Source organism: Rhizobacter koreensis (assembly GCF_013366375.1).
Taxonomy (GTDB): Bacteria; Pseudomonadota; Gammaproteobacteria; order Burkholderiales; family Burkholderiaceae_C; genus Schlegelella_A; species Schlegelella_A koreensis.
This window is the reverse complement of the sequence record NZ_JABWMJ010000003.1, coordinates 37,157-55,700: the sequence shown is the minus strand read 5'-3', so window position 1 is coordinate 55,700 and position 18,544 is coordinate 37,157. Positions and strand designations below refer to the sequence as shown.

Annotated in this window: 20 protein-coding genes; 9 read left to right on the top strand and 11 right to left on the bottom strand. The window is 70.6% G+C overall.

The features are described from left to right. The 7 genes from HQN59_RS07230 to HQN59_RS07200 are packed head-to-tail and all read right to left on the bottom strand — an operon-like array spanning position 1 to position 6,778. Positions 1-1,116 carry a CgeB family protein gene (locus HQN59_RS07230; protein ID WP_176067626.1) on the bottom strand — a complete coding sequence of 372 codons (1,116 nt, stop codon included), beginning with the start codon at positions 1,114-1,116 and terminating at the stop codon, positions 1-3. Next, the gene (locus HQN59_RS07225) at positions 1,104-2,264 is read right to left on the bottom strand and encodes a glycosyltransferase family 4 protein (protein ID WP_176067624.1); all 1,161 of its coding nucleotides are present in this window, start codon (positions 2,262-2,264) and stop codon (positions 1,104-1,106) included. The genes HQN59_RS07230 and HQN59_RS07225 overlap by 13 nt, the downstream gene beginning before the upstream one ends. Further along, positions 2,254-3,318, bottom strand: coding sequence for a Gfo/Idh/MocA family protein (locus HQN59_RS07220; protein WP_342451147.1), 1,065 nt, complete (start codon positions 3,316-3,318; stop codon positions 2,254-2,256). Before HQN59_RS07220 ends, HQN59_RS07225 begins: the two co-directional genes overlap by 11 nt. Beyond that, positions 3,315-4,268: an MDR/zinc-dependent alcohol dehydrogenase-like family protein gene (locus HQN59_RS07215; protein WP_176067622.1), complete on the bottom strand. Its 954-nt coding sequence runs from the start codon at positions 4,266-4,268 to the stop codon at positions 3,315-3,317. The genes HQN59_RS07220 and HQN59_RS07215 overlap by 4 nt, the downstream gene beginning before the upstream one ends. A gap of 49 nt (positions 4,269-4,317) precedes the next feature. Next, a complete protein-coding gene (locus HQN59_RS07210; protein ID WP_246294764.1) occupies positions 4,318-5,442 on the bottom strand; it encodes an NAD-dependent epimerase/dehydratase family protein in 1,125 nt (374 codons plus the stop codon). Positions 5,443-5,450: 8 nt separating this feature from the next. Continuing rightward, on the bottom strand, positions 5,451-6,569 hold the full coding sequence (locus HQN59_RS07205; RefSeq protein WP_176067618.1) for an NAD-dependent epimerase/dehydratase family protein: 1,119 nt from the start codon (positions 6,567-6,569) through the stop codon (positions 5,451-5,453). Beyond that, entirely contained in the window at positions 6,551-6,778 is a 228-nt protein-coding gene (locus HQN59_RS07200) for a hypothetical protein (protein ID WP_176067616.1), read from the bottom strand. Before HQN59_RS07200 ends, HQN59_RS07205 begins: the two co-directional genes overlap by 19 nt. Before the next feature lie 66 nt (positions 6,779-6,844). Between HQN59_RS07200 and HQN59_RS07195 the strand changes: the two genes are divergently transcribed. Further along, a complete protein-coding gene (locus tag HQN59_RS07195; protein ID WP_176067614.1) occupies positions 6,845-7,996 on the top strand; it encodes an inositol-3-phosphate synthase in 1,152 nt (383 codons plus the stop codon). Positions 7,997-8,003: 7 nt separating this feature from the next. Then, positions 8,004-8,963 (top strand): glycosyl hydrolase, encoded by a 960-nt coding sequence (locus HQN59_RS07190; RefSeq protein ID WP_176067612.1) that lies wholly within the window; start codon positions 8,004-8,006, stop codon positions 8,961-8,963. 436 nt (positions 8,964-9,399) lie between these two features. Here HQN59_RS07190 and HQN59_RS07185 read toward each other — a convergent pair whose 3' ends face one another. Both HQN59_RS07185 and HQN59_RS07180 read right to left on the bottom strand, forming a co-directional pair. Beyond that, positions 9,400-10,371 (bottom strand): UDP-glucuronic acid decarboxylase family protein, encoded by a 972-nt coding sequence (locus HQN59_RS07185; RefSeq protein ID WP_176067610.1) that lies wholly within the window; start codon positions 10,369-10,371, stop codon positions 9,400-9,402. 45 nt (positions 10,372-10,416) lie between these two features. Then, positions 10,417-11,802 carry a UDP-glucose dehydrogenase family protein gene (locus tag HQN59_RS07180; protein WP_176067608.1) on the bottom strand — a complete coding sequence of 462 codons (1,386 nt, stop codon included), beginning with the start codon at positions 11,800-11,802 and terminating at the stop codon, positions 10,417-10,419. A 172-nt stretch (positions 11,803-11,974) separates the two neighbouring features. On the opposite strand from HQN59_RS07180, the gene HQN59_RS07175 reads away from it, so the two are divergent. Further along, entirely contained in the window at positions 11,975-12,505 is a 531-nt protein-coding gene (locus tag HQN59_RS07175; protein ID WP_176067606.1) for a protein-tyrosine phosphatase family protein, read from the top strand. Next, a complete protein-coding gene (locus HQN59_RS07170; protein ID WP_176067604.1) occupies positions 12,505-14,307 on the top strand; it encodes a hypothetical protein in 1,803 nt (600 codons plus the stop codon). Before HQN59_RS07175 ends, HQN59_RS07170 begins: the two co-directional genes overlap by 1 nt. Here HQN59_RS07170 and HQN59_RS07165 read toward each other — a convergent pair. Together HQN59_RS07165 and HQN59_RS07160 are read right to left on the bottom strand one after the other, a co-directional pair. Continuing rightward, a complete protein-coding gene (locus HQN59_RS07165; protein ID WP_176067602.1) occupies positions 14,288-14,827 on the bottom strand; it encodes a PaaI family thioesterase in 540 nt (179 codons plus the stop codon). The genes HQN59_RS07170 and HQN59_RS07165 overlap by 20 nt on opposite strands. A 146-nt stretch (positions 14,828-14,973) precedes the next feature. Next, the gene (locus HQN59_RS07160) at positions 14,974-15,378 is read right to left on the bottom strand and encodes a PPC domain-containing DNA-binding protein (protein ID WP_176067600.1); all 405 of its coding nucleotides are present in this window, start codon (positions 15,376-15,378) and stop codon (positions 14,974-14,976) included. 172 nt (positions 15,379-15,550) lie between these two features. On the opposite strand from HQN59_RS07160, the gene HQN59_RS07155 reads away from it, so the two are divergent. The 5 genes from HQN59_RS07155 (at position 15,551) to HQN59_RS07135 (ending at position 18,532) form a co-directional block, all read left to right on the top strand. After that, complete coding sequence (locus HQN59_RS07155; protein WP_176067598.1) at positions 15,551-15,838, top strand: hypothetical protein; 288 nt, start codon at positions 15,551-15,553, stop codon at positions 15,836-15,838. Between the two features lie 247 nt (positions 15,839-16,085). Beyond that, positions 16,086-16,355, top strand: a complete 270-nt coding sequence (locus tag HQN59_RS07150; protein ID WP_176067596.1) for a GlsB/YeaQ/YmgE family stress response membrane protein — start codon at positions 16,086-16,088, stop codon at positions 16,353-16,355. A gap of 240 nt (positions 16,356-16,595) precedes the next feature. Next, complete coding sequence (gene aroQ, locus HQN59_RS07145) at positions 16,596-17,069, top strand: type II 3-dehydroquinate dehydratase (protein WP_176067594.1); 474 nt, start codon at positions 16,596-16,598, stop codon at positions 17,067-17,069. A 61-nt stretch (positions 17,070-17,130) separates the two neighbouring features. Next, entirely contained in the window at positions 17,131-17,832 is a 702-nt protein-coding gene (locus HQN59_RS07140; protein WP_176067592.1) for a 3-oxoacid CoA-transferase subunit A, read from the top strand. 49 nt (positions 17,833-17,881) lie between these two features. Beyond that, positions 17,882-18,532, top strand: coding sequence for a 3-oxoacid CoA-transferase subunit B (locus HQN59_RS07135; protein WP_176068415.1), 651 nt, complete (start codon positions 17,882-17,884; stop codon positions 18,530-18,532). The last annotated feature ends 12 nt before the right edge of the window (positions 18,533-18,544 follow it).

Here is an 18,544-nt window from a genome sequence, read left to right as displayed (position 1 = left end):
TCAGGCAGGGTCGCTGAGCGCGCCCGCGGGCTCGAGCTCGCGGTAGATGGCGAGCAGCTCGTCGACCCGGTGCGCGCAGGTGTGGCGCGCGAGGATGGTGGCGCGGCCGCGCTCGGCGAGCGCGGCGGCAAGGGACGGATCGTTCAGCACCGCGCGCAGGTGCGCGCGCATCGCGGCACCGTCGTCCGCGACCAGGAAGTCGTCGCCCGGGCTGAACAGGGCCTCGGCATCGTTCCAGGGCGCCGAGATCAGCGGGATGCCGCAGGCGAGCGCCTCGAACACGCGGATCGTCGGAATGCCGGGCAGCGCCTCGACGTAAGGCCGGCGCGGCACGTGCACGGTGACCCCATAGCGTGCGAACACGCGCGGCGCCTCGTGGTTGGGCAGCCATCCGCCGTAGGCGATGCCGCATTCGGCCAATCGAGCAAGCGCGTGCGCCGGGTAGCGCACGCCGTGGATCTTCGCCTTCAAGCCGAGCGCGCGCACCGGCTCGAGCAGGAACTCGTCGAGCTCGGCCTCGCGCTCGCCGTCGCCCCAGTTGCCGATCCAGACCAGGTCGCCCTCGCGCGGCTCGCCGCCGATCGGGTGGAAGCGCCGCACGTCGGCGGCCTCGTGCCAGGTCCAGGCGCGGCTCGACCAGCCGTGGCGCCGGTACAGGTCGCGGATGACGTTGCCGAACGCGAGCACGCCGTCGTAGTGCGCGAGCTCGTAGGCGGCCATGCCGGCGACATCGGTCACCGAGCGGTGGTGCGTGTCGTGGAACAGCAGCCGGTAGCCACCGCGGTCACGCCGGTGTTCGCCGATGCGGCGCACGAACGCATGCTCGTTCCACTCGTGCACCAGCACGAGGTCGGCGCCGTCGAGGGCTTCGTCCAGATCGAGGGTCGCCAGGTCGACCGCGCGGCTGCGCAGCTCGGGGTATGCGGCATGGAACGCGTCGAGCGGTGCCTCGCCGTGCTCGGCGACGAGGTTGACGCGGCTCCAGGCGTCACGCGGCTCGTAGACCTCGAGCGCGTGGCCGCGCGCGATCAGCTCGCTGCAGACGCCGCGCAGGAAATGCGCGTTGCCGTGGTTCCAGTCGGACGCCAGCGAGTGGCAGAAGATCACGACGCGCATACGGTCTCCGGCTGCAGGCCGATCGTCGCGGCACGCGCCGGCGCCGGGACGCGCGGTGCGACGATGCCGTCATAGGCCGCGAGATAAGCCTTGACCATGCGCTCGGGCGTGAAGCGCTGGGCGCGGGCAAGCGCCTTGGCCGCGCAGCGGCGGCGCAGCGCCGGGTCGTCGATCAGGCGCATCAGGCAGGCGCGCAACGCGTCGGTGTCGTCGGGTGGCACGTAGAGGGCGGCGCCGCCCCAGATCTCGCGCAGGCTCGGCAGGTCGCCGAGCACCAGCGCGCAACCCGAGAGCGCGGCCTCGAGCGGCGTCTGCCCGAACGGCTCGTAGCGCGCCGGCAGGGCGTAGATCGACGCCCGCGCGTACTCGGCCGCGAGGCCTTCCGGGCAGAGCTCGCCGAGCGCGCGCACGCTGCGGGTCTGCCGCACGCCGCCGGTCGGCTGCGCGGTGGCGCCGGCGACCACGACCGGCCACGGCAGGCTGGGCGCGACCGCCTCGAGCGCCGCGAGGTTCTTGGCGGCATCCCAGAGCCGGCCCGCCGAAAGGATCAGCGGCTCCTTGGTGCCGGGCGCATAGGCGTCGCCGCTGCGCGCATTCGGCAGCACCACGCCGCGGCCCGCGTAGGCGTAGTTGTTGGTGAGCGACGCCAGCATCGCCTGCGTCGGCGCACCGACGCGCGTCGCGCCGGCGAGGCCGGCGATCACCGCCTGCCGGTAGCGGTCCCACGCAGCGGGCGGCGCGGTTCCATGCACGGCGCGCCACCACGACATCACGCACGAATGCGCGACCAGCAGCGTCGGCGCCGTAAACGGCAGCGCGCCGAACGCGAACTGGTTGAGGTGGACGACGTCGGGCCGCAGGCTCGCCTCCAGGCGCAGCAGCCACTGGCCGGCGCGCCGCACGTCGTCCCACGGCGTCGCCATCCATTCGAGGCGGTATTCGCTCTCGTGCACCGTGACGGTCGGAAGGCGCGCGACCTGACGCCGCTGCAGCGCGGTCAGCGGCTGGCCCATCGTCGCGAGCGCGACCCGCACGCCGCGCTGACCGAGGCCGCCGGCGAGTTCGAGCGCGTGGCTCCAGACGCCGCCCACCGTGTCGGCGGTCATCAGCACCAGCCGATCCTCGTGCCGGGTCATCTCAGCGGCCATAGACGCGGTCCAGCACGGCGGCGACGTCGACCACGCGCTCGATCGCCGCATCGAACCCCCGGCCGGCGGCGAGGCGCTCGGCCCAGTCGACCGCAGCCCGGCCGCCCCAGGCGTCGGGCGGCTCGGCGAGCACGCTCGTCCGCGTGCTGTCGAAGCGCTCGGCGACGAAGTCGTAGAACGAGCCGTTCACGTTGCGCATCGACGCCCCGCCCTGGCTGCCGTGGAACGTCGCCTCGATGACGGCGTCGCGGCCGGCGGCGAGGTTCCACGAGCAGGCCAGCCGCACCACCGCGCCCGAGGCGAGGTCGAACTGCGCGACCGCGTAGTCCTCGACGACGTTGGCGGTGTCGGCGACCGGCCGGCCGCCCGCATAGAGGCGGCTCGACACCCCGCCGACGGCGGGGAAGTCGAGCGTCCACAGCGCGAGGTCGACGAGGTGGATGCCGAGGTCGACCACGCAGCCGCCGCCGCTCAGCTGCGGGTCGCGGAACCACGCCTTGTCGGGGCCGTAGGCGTTGTGGAAGACGAGGTCCACCGCGTAGACGTCGCCGATCGCGCCGCCGGCGACGAGCTCGCGGATCTGCCGCATCGCCGCGGTGTGACGGTACGAGAGGTCGACACCGAGCAGACGGTCGGCACGCCGCGCGGCGGCAACCACGCGCGCACTCTCGGCGGCATTGCGGGCGAGCGGCTTCTGGCAGAACACCGCGACCCCGGCATCGAGCGCGGCCACCGCCTGCTCGGCGTGCAGCGCGCTCGGCGTCGCGATCACGACGCCGTCGACGCCGTGCGCGAGCAGGGCCTCGAGCGAGTCGGCCGTGGCGGCTGCGGGCGCCACCGCCCGCGCCTGGTCGAGCGTCGCCGGCGAGGCGTCGGCGAGCACCGCGACGTCGGCAATCCCGCTCGCGGCAATCGCCTCCATGCGGTTGCGGCCGATCCAGCCGACGCCGAGGAAGCCCAGGCGCGGCTTGCGGGAGGGCGCCGGGGCCGGCGCCGGACCGGGCGCGGGCGAGAAGTCGCCCGAAAAGGCGCTCACGGCGCGGGCGTCGCTCACACCGTCACCAGCGCCTTCAGGAAGCCGTCGGGGCGCTGCCGCGTCAGCTCGAGCGCTTCTCCGAGCCGATCGAGCGGGAAGCGGTGCGTGAACAGGGGCGTCGGGTCGAGCACGCGATCGACCATCAGGTCGACGGCGCTGCGGATGCCCTCGATGTACTGGCGCGGGTCGCGCTCGTGGGCGTTGACGACGTCGATGCCGCGCCAGTTCCACTGCTGCATGTTGACCTGGCGCGGGCCGTCCTGGTGATAGCCGGCGATGACGAGGCGGCCGCGCTCGCCGGTGATCTCGCTCGCGAGATCGAGCGGCCACTGCAGTCCGACGCACTCGATGACGCGCTCGCACCAGCGCCCGTCGGTGAGGCGCTTGACCTCCTCGAGAACGCGCCAATGGTCGTCCATCACGATCGTCTCGGCGGCGCCGGCCCGGCGCGCGATGTCGAGCGCGAACGGGCGCCGCGTGATCGCGACGACGCGGGCGCCGGCGTTCACGCAAAGCTGGGTGAGCAGCGCGCCGAGGAAGCCGATGCCGACGATGGCGACGGTCTGACCGGCTTCGATGCCGCTCCGGCGGAAGATGTTCACCGCGCAGCCGAGCGGCTCCCCCGGCATCGGCACGCCGTCGAGCGACGCGGGCAGCGGCACCACCGCCGACGCGTCGGCAAGGTCGTACTCGGCGTGTGCTCGGTAGGTCAGCGCGGCGACCCGGTCGCCTTCCTTGAGCCCGCTGACGCCCGCGCCGACCGCGGCGACGCGGCCCCAGCCCTCGTGCCCGGGCGCGCCCGGCGCCTGCGGGTACTGGAACCACTCGCGGCCTTCCCAGATCGGCAGGCTCGACGCGCACACGCCCGAGCCCTCGAGGCGCAGCAGCACCTGACCCGGACCGGGGTCGGGACGCTCCGCGGTCGTGACCGCGGCCTCGCCGGGCGCCGCTATGACGCCGGCCAGCATGCGTGTCTCCTGAGTTGGGCGATCGCGGGCCGTCGCGCCGGCGGGGCCGTCACGCCGCACCCCCGGACGCGAGGCGCGCCTCGTGGGCCGCGGCCGCCGGCAGCGTCGTGGCGCCCGTGCCGCCGCGCAGCTCCTCAAGCCAGCGGAACAGACGCGCCGTGCCCTGGTCGGCGTCGACCTTGGGCCGCCAGCCGGTCGCCTGCTGGAACTTGCGGGTGTCGGAGACGTAGTAGCGCTGGTCGCCCACGCGCCAGTCCTCGAACGCGATCGCCGGGCGGCGCCCCGAAAGCACTTCGATGCGGTCGAGCAGATCGAGCAGGCTGATCACGTTGCCGGGACCGCCGCCGATGTTGAAAGCCTGGCCGGCCAGCGTGTCGATCTGCGACTCGGCGAGCAGGAAGGCATCGACGAGGTCGTCGACGAAGAGGATGTCGCGCACCTGCTTGCCGTCGCCGAACAGCGTGATGGGCTGGCGGTCGAGCGCGCGCAGCAGGAAGTGCGCGACCCAGCCCTGGTCCTCGGTGCCGAACTGGCGCTGGCCGTAGATGCAGCTCATGCGGAACACCACGGTCTTGAGGCCGTAGCTGCGCGCGTAGTCGTGCACGTACTGGTCGGCGGTGCCTTTCGAGCAGCCGTACGGGCTGTGGAAGTCGAGCGGACGCGTCTCCGAGATGCCGTGCGCCGCGATGTCGGGCGATTCGGGCGTGTAGCGCTGGCCCACGAGGTGGAGGCCCACGTCCTCGAGACCGCCGTAGACCTTGTTGGTCGACGTCAGGACGACCGGCGGCGGGCTCGCCTGGGCGCGAACCGCCTCGAGCACGTTGAGCGTGCCGAGCGCGTTGATCGCGAAGTCGTCGCGCGGCTCGACGAGGCTCGTCGTGACCGCGACCTGGGCGGCGAAATGGAACACGAAGCGGGCACGCGCGACGGCCGCGTTCACCGCGTCGGCATGGCGGATGTCGGCGACCTCGACCTGAAGGCGCTCGCCGTGCTGCTCGCGCAGCCACGCGAGGTTGCGCTCGACGCCGGGGCGCGACAGGTTGTCGAGGATCAGGACCGGACGGCCCTGGCCGAGCAGCCGGTGCGCGAGGTTGGCGCCGACGAAGCCGGCGCCGCCGGTGATCAGCGTCGGCCGGTCGTCGCCGGCCATGTGAGGCACCGCGGTGCCGTTCATGGCGCCGCTCATATCGCGAGCCCCCGCGCGGCCAGCTCGGCGCTCGCCTGCGCCACGCGGTCGACCGCGGCCTGCCCTTCGAGCCAGCCGGCCAGCTCGGTGAGGCCCTCGTCGAGGCTGACGCGCGGTACGTAGCCGAGCACCTGGCGCGCCTTCGTGATGTCGGCGAAGCAGTGGCGGATGTCGCCGACGCGGTACTTGCCGGTGATCTCGGGCATCAGCTGGCCCTTGCCGACCGCGGCGGCGACGCGCTCGGCGATCTCGCGCACCGTGAACGGCTGACCGCCGCCGATGTTGAAGGTCTCGCCGGCGGCGGCCGGCGTCTCGAGCGCGAGCCGGCAGGCGCGCGCGATGTCGTAGACGCTCACGAAGTCGCGCTGCTGGTAGCCGTCCTCGAAGATCTTCGGCGGGCTGTCGTTGAGCAGGCGCGACGCGAAGATCGCGAGCACGCCGGTGTACGGGTTCGAGAGCGCCTGGCGCGGACCGTAGGCGTTGAAGAAGCGCAGCGCGACGGTCGGAATGTTGTAGGCCCGGCCGATCATCAGGCAGAGGCGCTCCTGGTCGTATTTCGAGAGCGCGTAGACCGACGCCAGCGCCGGCACCTTGGTCTCGGGCGTCGCGACCGGTTGCAGCGCGAGGCCTTCGGCGTCGCGGAACTCCCAGTCGCCGGCGCGCAGCTGCTCGAGCGTGCGCTCGCCGACGGTACGAACCTCGCCCGCCGGCGTGCGATACAGACCCTCGCCGTAGAGGCTCATGCTCGACGCGACGACCAGGTTCTTGACGGGCTTCTCGATCAGCGCCTCGAGCAGCACCGCGGTACCAAGGTTGTTGACGCGCGTGTAGTGCGCGACCTCGTACATGCTCTGGCCGACGCCCACCGCTGCGGCGAAGTGGTAGACCGAGTCGATGCCCCTGAGCGCATCGCGCACCGCGGCCGGGTCGCACACGTCGCCGACCACGAGCTCGACGTCGCTCGCCAGATACTCGGGTCGCCGTGCACTCTCGCCATGGACTTGCGGCGCGAGGTTGTCGAGAACCCGCACCTTGTAGCCATGAGAGAGCAGTTCGTCGGCGAGATGCGAACCGATGAAGCCGGCCCCGCCGGTGATCAGAATGTGTTCGGACATGAGCCTGTTGTTGTTCGCATGAAGCGGAACCGCGGCCCGAGCGCGGCCTGTCGAAAGAAGTCGGCAGGATACACTTTGATCGCCGATCGCCCGTGGTCGCGCGCGCGAAAGCCGAACCAGCGGTGCCGGGCGATTCCGGTGTCTTCAGCGAAGCCCGCGTGCCCGACCTCGGGCTCAACCCTCACTCGAAGGCGCTTGATCGCGTTCATGCTCGCCTTCAGAACAACAACGGCCGCCTCGCCCCGACGCGGCCTCACGAGACGGGTCCTTCATTCATGAGCAAGATTCGCGTCGCGATCGTCGGTGTGGGCAACTGCGCCTCATCGCTGGTGCAGGGCGTCGAGTTCTATCGGGGCGCGACCGACACCGACTTCGTCGCCGGGCTGATGCACGTCGAGCTCGCGGGCTATCACCCGCGCGACATCGAGTTCAGCGCGGCGTTCGACGTGCACGCCGGCAAGGTCGGCCGCGACCTCGCCGAAGCGGTTTTCGCAGAGCCCAACAACACGATCCGCTTCGCCGACGTGCCGCCGCTCGGCGTCAGTGTTCAGCGCGGGCCCACGCTCGACGGCATCGGCAAGTACCTCAAGGGCGTGGTGCCGGCGTCGCGTGCCAAGCCGGTCGACGTCGCCCGGGTGCTCAAGGACACGCGCACCGACGTCGTCGTGTCGTACCTGCCGGTCGGCTCGGAGAAGGCGACCGAGTGGTATGCCGAGCAGGCCATCGAAGCCGGCTGCGCCTTCGTCAACTGCGTGCCGGTCTTCATCGCGTCGAAGCCGCAATGGCAGAAGCGCTTCGCCGAACGAGGCCTGCCGATCATCGGCGACGACATCAAGTCGCAGGTCGGCGCGACCATCGTCCATCGCATCCTCACCGACCTCTTCAAGAAGCGCGGCGTGCGGCTCGATCGCACCTATCAGCTCAATTTCGGCGGCAATACCGACTTCCTCAACATGCTCGAGCGCGAGCGTCTCGAGTCGAAGAAGGTCTCGAAGACGCAGGCGGTGACGAGCCAGCTCGGCCATCCGATGCAGGCGAGCGACGTCCACGTCGGCCCGAGCGACCACGTGCCGTGGCTCGCCGACCGCAAGTGGTGCTACATCCGCATGGAAGGCACCACGTTCGGCAACGTGCCGCTCAACTGCGAGGTCAAGCTCGAGGTCTGGGATTCGCCGAACTCGGCGGGCGTCGTGATCGACGCGGTGCGCTGCGCCAAGCTCGCGCTCGACCGTGGCATTGGCGGGCCGGTGCTCGCGCCGTCGAGCTACTTCATGAAGTCGCCGCCGCAGCAGTTCACCGACGACGAGGCGCGCGAGCTCGTCGAGGCGTTCATACGAGGCGACGCCGAGGCGAGCGCGCCGCCGCGCACCACCACCCGCGCCGCCACGCCGAACCGGCGCAGCACGGGCAAGAGCAAGCAGACCTGATCGAGACATGATCGAAGCCGTCAAGTTCTGGAACGAGCCCAACAACAAGTCGCACTGGGACCTTCAACTCGACCCTGAATGGACCGCGTACGCGGCCATGGTCAAGCTCGCCGCCGACGCGGTGCGCGCCGAGAATCCGGCGCTCACGCAGGTGCTCGGCGGCATCTCTCCGATCGACGCCGGCTTCATGACGCGGCTGCGCGAGCAGGGCGTGCTCGACCGCCTCGATGCGGTCGCGGTGCACGGCTTTCCGCTCGATTGGAACAACTGGATGATCGACGAGTGGCCGTCGCGCATTGCCGAGATCGAGGCGGTGACGCATCTGCCGGTGTGGGTCACCGAAGTGGGCGTGTCCACCTTCGGCGCCGAAGAGGTGCAGGTGTTCGGGCTCGAGCGCACCGCCAAGCTGCTGATCGGCCGCGTGCCGCGCGTCTTCTGGTATTCGCTCTACGACCTGCCCAAGGCGTGGCCCGCGACCACGCGTCATCGCGAGGCCGAAGGCTCGAGCTACTACCGCCACTTCCACATGGGCCTGCTGCGCGAAGACGGCAGCCCCAAGCTCGCGTGCGAGCTGTTCCCGCGCTACACACCCGACCTCGGCATCTGCCAGTGGTTCCACTTCGAGGACCACCGGCTCGACGACGCGGTGAGCTGGCTCAAGCGCCTCGGGGTCCGTCGCCTGCGCACCGGCCTCAGCTGGGCCGACAGCTTCCGCCCCAACTGCGACGCCTGGTTCGACCGCCAGATGCGCGCGCTCGAGGACTTCGACGTCACCGTTACGTTCTGCTTCACGCCCGAGCACCGCGGCATCGAGCCGCACCACACGAGCCCGCCGCAGCAGGCCGAGGAATTCGCCGAGTTCTGCGCGCGCATGGTGCGCCGCTACGCGCCGGGCGTTGCCAGCAAGCGCCACGGTCCGAGCGGGCCGGCATTGCATGCGCAGAGCGGCGGGGCGCTGACGCTGTAGGAGCTCGCTTCCGGAGGAGCTCAGCAGCTTTCAGCCAGCATCGGCTCGTTCGCCGATCGCTCCAGCGGCGGACGGGGCGAGGGTTTGCGGGGCACTCCGCTGCGTTCATGTCCCCCGCCAGCAGCCTCTGGCTGCTGGCTCCTCCTTAACTTCACTCCGCGAAGCGCCCCGCAAACCCTTGGACGCGTCGGTGGCACGCGATCGAGCCTGTACGGCTGCACTCACTCGCGCGTGTCGAGCGTTGCCATGCTCGACAAGAGAACTATCGCGACCCCGCAGCGCTCCGACAGGCTCGCCGGGTACTCCGCGGAGTGAAGTTAAGGAGGAGGCTGCCGCCGGGGGACATGAACGTAGCGGAGTACCCGACGAGCCTGCGCCCGTGCTCCCTCTAGTTGGACTCAGGGCACAGACCACGTCGTTCGACGTTGAGACCACCTCAAGCGTTCCGCGCCGTCTCCGTCAGCAGCTGATCGAAATAAGCGATCGTCTTCTTGAGGCCTTCCTCGAGCTGCACGTTCGGCTGCCAGCCGAGCTTGTCGCGAATGAGCGAGATGTCGGGCTGACGCTGCATCGGGTCGTCGGACGGCAGCGGCTCGAACACCAGCTTCGAGCCTGAGCCGGTGAGACGGATCACGCGCTCGGCGAGCTCGCGGATCGTGAATTCGCCCGGGTTGCCGATGTTGAGCGGGCCGGTGAAGCCAGGCTCCGCGTCCATGAAGCGGTTGAGACCGGCGACCAGGTCGTCGACGTAGCAGAAGCTGCGCGTCTGCGTGCCTTCACCGTAGATGGTGATCGGGTCGCCGCGCAGCGCCTGCACGATGAAGTTCGACACCACACGGCCGTCGTTCGGGTGCATGCGCGGACCATAGGTGTTGAAGATGCGCGCGACGCGAATGTCGAGCCGGTGCTGCCGGTGATAGTCGAAGAACAGCGTCTCGGCGCAGCGCTTGCCTTCGTCGTAGCAGCTGCGGATGCCGATCGGGTTGACCCTTCCCCAGTAGCCCTCGGGCTGCGGATGCACGTCCGGATCGCCGTAGACCTCGCTGGTCGACGCCTGCAGGATGCGTGCGCGCAGCCGCTTCGCGAGGCCGAGCATGTTGATCGCGCCGTGCACGCTGGTCTTGGTGGTCTGCACCGGGTCGTGCTGGTAGTGCACCGGTGATGCGGGACAGGCCAGGTTGTAGATCTGGTCGACCTCGACGTAGAGCGGGAACGTCACGTCGTGCCGCATCAGCTCGAAGTGCCTGTGGTCGAGCAGGTGCTCGATGTTGCGCTTGGAGCCGGTGAAGAAGTTGTCGACGCAGAGCACCTGATGGCCGGCGTTGAGCAGGCGTTCGCAGAGGTGACTGCCGAGAAAGCCTGCGCCGCCGGTCACGAGGACGCGGCGTTCGGCGTTGTAGACACGCATGGGTGAATCCGTGAGCTTGAAACGAAAGAAGCCGGCGCGCCCGCGTCAGCGGCCGATGGCCATGTACTCGAAGCCCTGGGCGCGGATGTCGGGGTCGTAGAGGTTGCGGCCGTCGAAGATCACCGGCTGCTTGAGCGCGCTTTTCAGCGCGTGGAAGTCGGGGCTCTTGAACGCGGTCCACTCGGTGACGATGACCAGCGCGTCGGCATCCTCGACCGCCTGCATCGGCGAAGGCGCGTAGTACACGCGGCGCAGCAGCTCGGCGCTGTCGGCGAAGTCGAGCGCGAGCACGCGCTTGGCCTCGGTCATCGCGACCGGGTCGTAGGCGACGACCGCGGCTCCGCGCTCGACGAGGGCGCGGATCATCACCCGGCTCGGTGCCTCGCGCATGTCGTCGGTGTTGGGCTTGAACGCGAGGCCCCACAGCGCGAAGGTTCGGCCGTGCAGGTCGTCGCCGAAGCGCGCGACGATCTTCTCGAACAGCACGTGCTTCTGGGCGTCGTTGACCGCGCGCACGGCTTCCAGCACCTGCAGCCGCTGGCCGTGGTCGGCGGCCGTGCGCACCAGCGCCTGCACGTCCTTGGGAAAGCAGCTGCCGCCGTAGCCGACGCCCGGGTAGAGAAAGCTGTAGCCGATGCGCGGATCGGAGCCGATGCCCTTGCGCACCTGCTCGATGTCGACCCCGACCTTGTCGGCGAGGTTGGCGAGCTCGTTCATGAAGCTGATGCGGGTGGCGAGCATCGCGTTGGCCGCGTACTTGGTGAGCTCGGCCGCGTTCAGGTCCATGTAGAGGATGCGCTCGCGCTGCCGGTTGAACGGCGCGTAGAGCTGCGTCATCAGGTCGCGCGCGCGCTGGCCGGCTTCGCCCGGGCCGGTGCCGATGACGATGCGGTCGGGCCGCATGAAGTCGTCGACCGCGCTGCCTTCCTTCAGGAACTCGGGATTCGACACGATGCCGACCGGGAACACCTGCTCGCTGCTGCCGGCGGCCGCATCGCCCTCGGTGCGGCGTGCGGCGAGCTCGTCCTCGATGGCCTGACGCACCTTGGACGCGGTGCCGACCGGCACGGTCGACTTCTGCACCACCACTTTGTAGCCCTGCATGTGGCGGCCGATGCTGCGCGCGGCGGCGAGCACGTACTGCAGGTCGGCGCTGCCGTCCTGGTCGGCCGGCGTTCCGGTCGCGATGAAGACGATGTCGCCGTGGCGCACCGCCGGCTCGATCTCGGTGGTGAAGCGCAGCCGCCCCGCCTGCACGTTGCGCGCGACGACTTCGGGCAGCTGGCGCTCGTGGATCGGCATGCCGCCGGATTCGAGCACGTCGATCTTGCGGCGGTCCGGGTCGTAGCAGACCACGTGGTTGCCGATCTCCGCGAGGCACGCTCCGGTGACGAGGCCGACGTAGCCGGTGCCGAGGACGGTGATGTTCATATGGTTGAGAAGTGCCGCTCGCAGCCGGCGCGAAATGCGTGACGCGGGACTTTAACCGGGCAGCGCGCGGTTGCCGCGCCGCGTCCCCTGTCGTGGGCTCGCCGGCAAGCTCGGCGTGGACCGGCTAGATTGGCGGCCCGCCACAGCAGCCCCATCCGCGCGCACGCTCGCAATGACCTGGCAACCCAACTTCGACTGGATCACCGACACGCTGGCGGTCGGCGGCAGCTTCCCGACCGAGCGCGCCGAGGCGCTCGCCCGCGAGCACCGCTTCCAGGCCATCGTCGACCTGCGCGAGGAGGCCAAGGACGACGAGCACGTGCTGCGCCGCCACGGCATCACCCTGCTGCACCTGCCGACGCCCGACCTCTGCGGCGTCGATGCGGAGCATCTCGACCGCGCGGTCGAGTTCGTGTCGGCGCACCTCGACCGCGGCGAACGCGTGCTGGTGCACTGCCAGCACGGCATCGGCCGCTCGGCGATCACCGCCCTCTGCGCGCTGGTGCACCGCGGCATGCCGCCGCTCGACGCACTCGGCCTCATGAAGGACCGCCGCGACCTCGTCTCGCCGTCGCCGAGCCAGTTCGAGTGCTGGGCCGGCTGGCTCGAGCGCGAGCGCGCGAAGCGGGACGTCGCGTGGTCGGTGCCGACGTTCGACGAGTTCAAGCTGATCGCCTACCGGCACCTGATGCGCAGCGCCTGATGCTGGTCTACGGCGACGCGGTCGAGCGCGAGCGCGCCGCCGACAAGCTGGCGCGAATCGGCGCCGGCGTGCGTGCCGCACGCGCGACGCCGGCCGGGCTGGCGCGTCACGCCGACTGGGTCGGCGCCTTCCTCGAAGCCGGCGAGCTCGCTCAGGGCGTCGTCGACGCGGCGTTCCACGCGGCCGGCGGCCACGAGACGGCGGCGCCCGCAGGCGACGCCGCGATGGCGCTGCTGCACGCGCTCGCAAAGCTGGTGAAGGCATCGTGGAACGCCCCCGCGTTCGAAGTCGATGCGGCCGTCGTCGACGCCCTGCTCGCGACGGTCGAGGCAGCGCGGGCGGAGTGCGAACGCCGGGCCGGCGACGCCGTCGTCGACGTCAAGCAGCCCGAGGGCTACGCCTTCTACGCGCTCTACCCCGAGAGCTACCTCGAGGCCGCGCGCGAGCTGCCGCGCGGCGAATGGCGCGTGATCGGCATCCGCAGCATCGGCACGAGCTTGGGCGCGATCGTCGCGGCGGCGCTCGACGCGCCGCTCCCGCTCACGCTGCGACCGGTCGGCCATCCGTTCGACCGCCAGCTCGCGCCCGGCGCCGACGCGCTGCTCGATGCGCTGGCGGCGTCAGGCTCGGGGCAGGCCCTGCGCTACGCGATCGTCGACGAGGGCCCGGGGCTTTCGGGATCGTCGGTCGCGGCGGTCGTGCGCCGAGTCCTGGAACGCGGCGTCCAGCCTGCCGACGTCCACGTGTTCGCGAGCCACGCGCACGGCCCGGGTGCCGAAGCGACACCGGCAACGCGCGCGTTGTGGGAAGCGGTGTCGGTGCACGTCGCGAGCTTCGAGCGCAGCATTCTCGGTGCGGCGGATCCGTCGCACCGGCTCGAGTGCGGGGTTGCCGGCGTCGTCGGCCCGCTGACGGCGCCGCTGCGCGACGTCGGCAACGGGGGCTGGCGCTGGCTCTCGAACCGGGCTCCTGCGGTGGCGCCGGTTCATCCCTGGCAGGAGCGTCGCAAGTACCTGGCCGAGGCGGGCGGCGTCGGCTGGCTCGTCAAGTTCGCCGGCGTCGGGCGGCGCGGTGCGCGCAACGTCGAGCGGGCGGTGGCGCTGGCAAAAGCCGGCTTCTCGCCCCGCCCGATCGGGACCTGCCACGGCTTCGTGGTGGAGCGCTGGCACCAGGACGCGGAGCCGGTGGATGCGCTGCTCGCCTTATCGGCTGCGCGAGAGCGGCTCGTCCGCCGCATCGCCGACTACCTCGCGTTCCGCGCCACTCGCCTCGTCGCGCCCGCGCACGCCGGCGCGATGTTGCAGCAGCTGCACGAGGCCGCCCGCTACAACGCCGGGCAGGTGCTCGGCGCCGAGATCGCGCCATTGTTCGAGGTGGCGCCCGCCGCGCTCGAGGCGCTGCAGGCGCGCGTGCGACGCGTCGAGACCGACAACCGCATGCACGCCTGGGAGTGGCTCGTCGTGGACGGGGCGGTGCTGAAGACCGACGCGGTCGATCACCACGCCGGCCACGACCTCGTCGGCTGCCAGGACATCGCCTGGGATGTCGTCGGCGCCGCAGTCGAGCTCGACCTGTCACCGGCCGAGCAGCTGTGCATCGAACGACGCATGGCCGAGCTCGGCTGCCCGGTCGATCGCGACCTCGCCGACGCGCTGCTACCTTGGTATCTGGGGTTCCAGCTCGGCGCCTGGGGCATGGCACTCGACGCCACCGGCGACGCCGCGGAGCGGCAGCGCATCGACGCCCTGCTCGCCCGCTACGCCGAGCGCCTCCGCGCGCGCGTCAGCTCGCGTCGAAGATGAAGCAGGTGGTCGACGCGTGCGCGTACAGCTTGCCGTCGGCACCGACTAGGCGCCCGTCGGCGGTGCCCATGCGGCCGCCGACGTGGATCACCTTGCCTTCGGCGCGCAGCAGCGGCGTGCGCGCGGTGACCGGCCGCACGTAGTTGATCTTCAGCTCGGCGGTCGTGTAGATCTTTCCGGCCGGCAGCGTCGAGTGCACCGCGCAGCCGACGCACGAGTCGAGCAGCGTCGCGATCCAGCCGCCGTGCACGGTGCCGAGCGGGTTGTAGTGCGCGAGGCTCGGCCGGCCCTGGAATACCGCGCGCCCGGGCTCGATCTCGATCGGCAGGAAGTCGAGCGTCTGGCCGACCGGCGGCGGCGGCAGGCGCCCCTCGAACATTGCCTCGAACACCTGCATGCCGGTCATGCCGGCGACCTGGTCGGGGCGTGCGACGCCGACCGGCGCCATGCGCGCCCGGATCGCGGCGGCCTTCGCGTCCCAGTCGGCCACCACCGCGGCAACGTCCACCGGCTCGCTCATCGCTGCTCCTTCAAAAACCGATGCAGACGATTGTAGGTACAAGCAAGCTCGAATCGCGCCTGCGGTGCTCTTCGCTGAACGATCCGGGCCGGCTCCGTCCCGGCCACCGCCCTTCGACCCATCGAACTCACCATCCGTGTTCGACGTCAGGCCAACGGCTTGCGCGCGATCTCGAGTTCCGCGAAACCCGTCCGGGGGTCGAACGTGCGACTGAACTGCCACTCCGACAGTCGTGCCAGCAGGATCTCGGCGGTGGTGCGCACGCGGCAGCCGTAGCCCACGTGACCGCCCCAGACGCGGCCGGTGGCGTCGGCGAGCGTGGCGTGCAGGTGCGAGGCGTCGGCGCCGACACTGCCCGAAAGCGTGAGCAGCTCCGAGGCGCCGGCGATCACGCGCGCCTCGCCCGCGCCCGCCAGCCGCAGCGGCGCGTCGGCGAGGCTGCCGATCCCGGCCACCACGAACGCGGCCGACGCGCCGTCGGCGGCGAGCGCGGCTTCGAGCGCACGCCGCAGGTCGGCGCCGGGCAGGAGACGCAAAGGCAACAGATTCATCGACTTTTTGGCCGTTCAGGGCTCGGATATTGAGGGTCTTGCGGCTCCCCGGCGCCTCGAGCCGCCAAAATCGGTGCGCCGAACTGACGTGGGCTCCCGCCCGTTATCGCCGTTTCGCGATCGTCCCCGGCGTCTACGCTAGACCCAGCTCCACGCTATACCCACGTCCGCCATGACCCTCTTTGGAATCGAACTCCGCAAACCCTCGTTCAACGAGGTGACCGCTGCCACCGTTCTCGGCGTCGGCCTCTGGATCGCCGTTCTCGGCTTCTCGCGCGCGAGCGGCCACCCGCTCGACATCAGCGAAGCCGGCGCCCTGCTCCTGCTCGCCATGTGGGGCAGCCTCGGCGCGCGCGTCGGCGTGCGCCTCGACAAAGGCGGCCGTCACCTCGCGGTGAGCATCGCCGTCAGCGCGCTGCTGCTCGGCGTGTATCAGGCCGCCTGGGCACTGACGGTCTGAGTTCGATCGCGTTTCCCTCCCACGCGCCGGCGCGAGCCGGCGCCACGACTGCGTTTCGAAGGCGTAGGAGTGGGCTGACAACCGATCAGGATTGCCGCCCATTCAGCTGGCAGGGCCTTAGCCCTACGCTATGCACACCGCAACGAAACGGTTTAGGCCGATTCAGCGGACCGGCCGGCGACGGCGCGTCTTCGGACGCATCGACGAAGGACGTCTTCAACAGTTCGTGTGACAAAGGGAAATTGCGATGAACTTCATCATTTGGCTTGTTGTGGGCGGCCTCATCGGCTGGGTCGCCAGCATGATCATGAAGACGGATGCCCAGCAAGGCGTCATCCTGAACGTGGTCGTGGGTATCGTCGGCGCCATGCTCGGCGGCTGGCTCCTGGCCCCGATGCTCGGGACCGGCACCATCAACCAGAACGACTTCAGCCTCGCGGGCCTGGGCGTCTCGCTGCTCGGCGCGATCATCCTGCTCGCGATCGTCAACCTCGTCCGGCGCGGCAGCCCGCGCTAACCGAGCGCCGGCGCGGGCTGCGTCCGCAACCCGCAACCCGCGCCTGGTCAAGCCGAGCTGCCCGCCGGCGGCCCGGCAAGTGGAGACCTCCGCAAGGACGTCTCCACTTTTTTCGTCTGCGCACGACGCTCACGGGCCCTGCCTCGCGCACCCGCCGTTCCGGCAGCGAGCCCGTCCGAATCGAGCGCCGCCCTGGCGCGGCAGAATCGCTCTTCCGCCTCGTGGCGGTGCGGAGACTGCATGGCGGACATCCTCGTTCTGAACGGCCCGAACCTCAACTTGCTGGGCACGCGCGAGCCGACGACGTACGGCAGCGCGACGCTGGCCGACGTCGAAGCGCTGTGCCGCGAGGCGGCCGAGGCGCACGGCTTCAGCGCCGACTGCCGGCAGAGCAACCACGAAGGCGTGCTGGTCGACTGGATCCACGACGCCGGCGCCGGCTTCGCACGCGGCGAGGTCGCGGGGATCGTGCTCAACGCCGGCGCCTACACGCACACCTCGGTCGCGTTGCACGACGCCATCAAGGGCGTCGGCGTGCCGACGGTCGAGGTGCACATCTCGAACGTGCACGCGCGCGAGCCGTTCCGCCACCACTCGTATCTGTCGCCGGCTGCCACCGGGATCGTGGTCGGCTTCGGCATCGCGGGCTATCGTCTGGCCATCGACGGGCTGGCCGCCAAAGCCCTGGCCGATGGGCGGCTGCGCCGTATCTGAGCACGCGCCCCGCGCATCGACTTAAAGTCGACGGCTGCGCGTCACGCGTGAAGGGACGACGATGATCGACAAGATTTTCAGCAGCGTCGAGGCGGCCGTCGCCGACGTGAAGGACGGCGCGACCGTGATGATCGGCGGCTTCGGCACCGCAGGCCTGCCCAACGAGCTGATCGATGCGCTGCTCGCGCAAGGCGCGCGCGACCTCGTCATCGTCAACAACAACGCGGGCAACGGCGACACCGGCCTTGCCGCGCTGCTGGCGGCCAAGCGGGTTCGCAAGATCATCTGCTCGTTCCCGCGCCAGGCCGACAGCCACCACTTCGACGCGCTCTATCGCAGCAAGCAGATCGAGCTCGAACTGGTTCCGCAGGGCAACCTTGCCGAGCGCATCCGCGCCGCCGGCGCCGGCATCGGCGGCTTCTTCACGCCCACCGGCTATGGCACCGACCTCGCCAAGGGCAGGGAGACGCGCGAGATCGACGGCCGCATGTACGTCTTCGAATCGCCGATCCACGCCGACCTCGCGCTGATCCGGGCCGAGCGCGGTGACCGCTGGGGCAACCTCACCTATCGCATGACCGCGCGCAACTTCGGGCCGGTGATGGCGATGGCCGCCAGGACCACCATCGCCACCGTGCACGAGATCGTCGAGCTTGGCGGGCTGGATCCGGAGGCGGTGGTGACGCCCGGCATCTTCGTGCAGCGGGTCGTCAAGGTCGACCGCGTCGCGACGACGGCCGGCGGTTTCAAGCAGGTCGCATGAGGAGCCAGCCGTGAGTGCCATTCCCACCCTGAAGTGGACGCGCGACCAGATGGCCGCGCGCGTCGCCCGCGACATTCCCGACGGTGCCGTCGTCAACCTCGGCATCGGCCTGCCGACGCTGGTGGCGAACCACCTGCCCGAAGGCCGCGAGGTCGTGCTGCACAGCGAGAACGGCGTGATCGGCATGGGTCCGGCGCCGGCCAAGGGCGAGGAGGACTACGACCTCATCAACGCCGGCAAGCAGCCGGTGACGCTGCTGCCCGGCGGATGCTTCTTCCACCACGCCGACAGCTTCGCGATGATGCGCGGCGGCCACCTCGACGTCTGCGTGCTCGGCGCGTTCCAGGTGTCGGTGCGCGGCGACCTCGCCAACTGGCACACCGGCGGCGACGCGATTCCCGCGGTCGGCGGGGCCATGGACCTGGCGATCGGCGCCAAGCAGACCTACGTGATGATGGAGCACACCACCAAGACCGGTCAGAGCAAGATCGTCGAGGCGTGCACCTATCCGCTGACCGGCATCGGGTGCGTCGCCCGCATCTACACCGACCTCGCGGTGATCGACGTACGGCCCGACGGCCTGCACGTGCTCGACCGCGTCGACGGTCTCTCGCACGCCGAGCTCGCACGCATCAGCGGCGTTCCGCTGGTCGACGCGGTGACCACCGCCAGCGCCGACGCGATCACCAGCCCGAGCTGACGCCCACCCCGG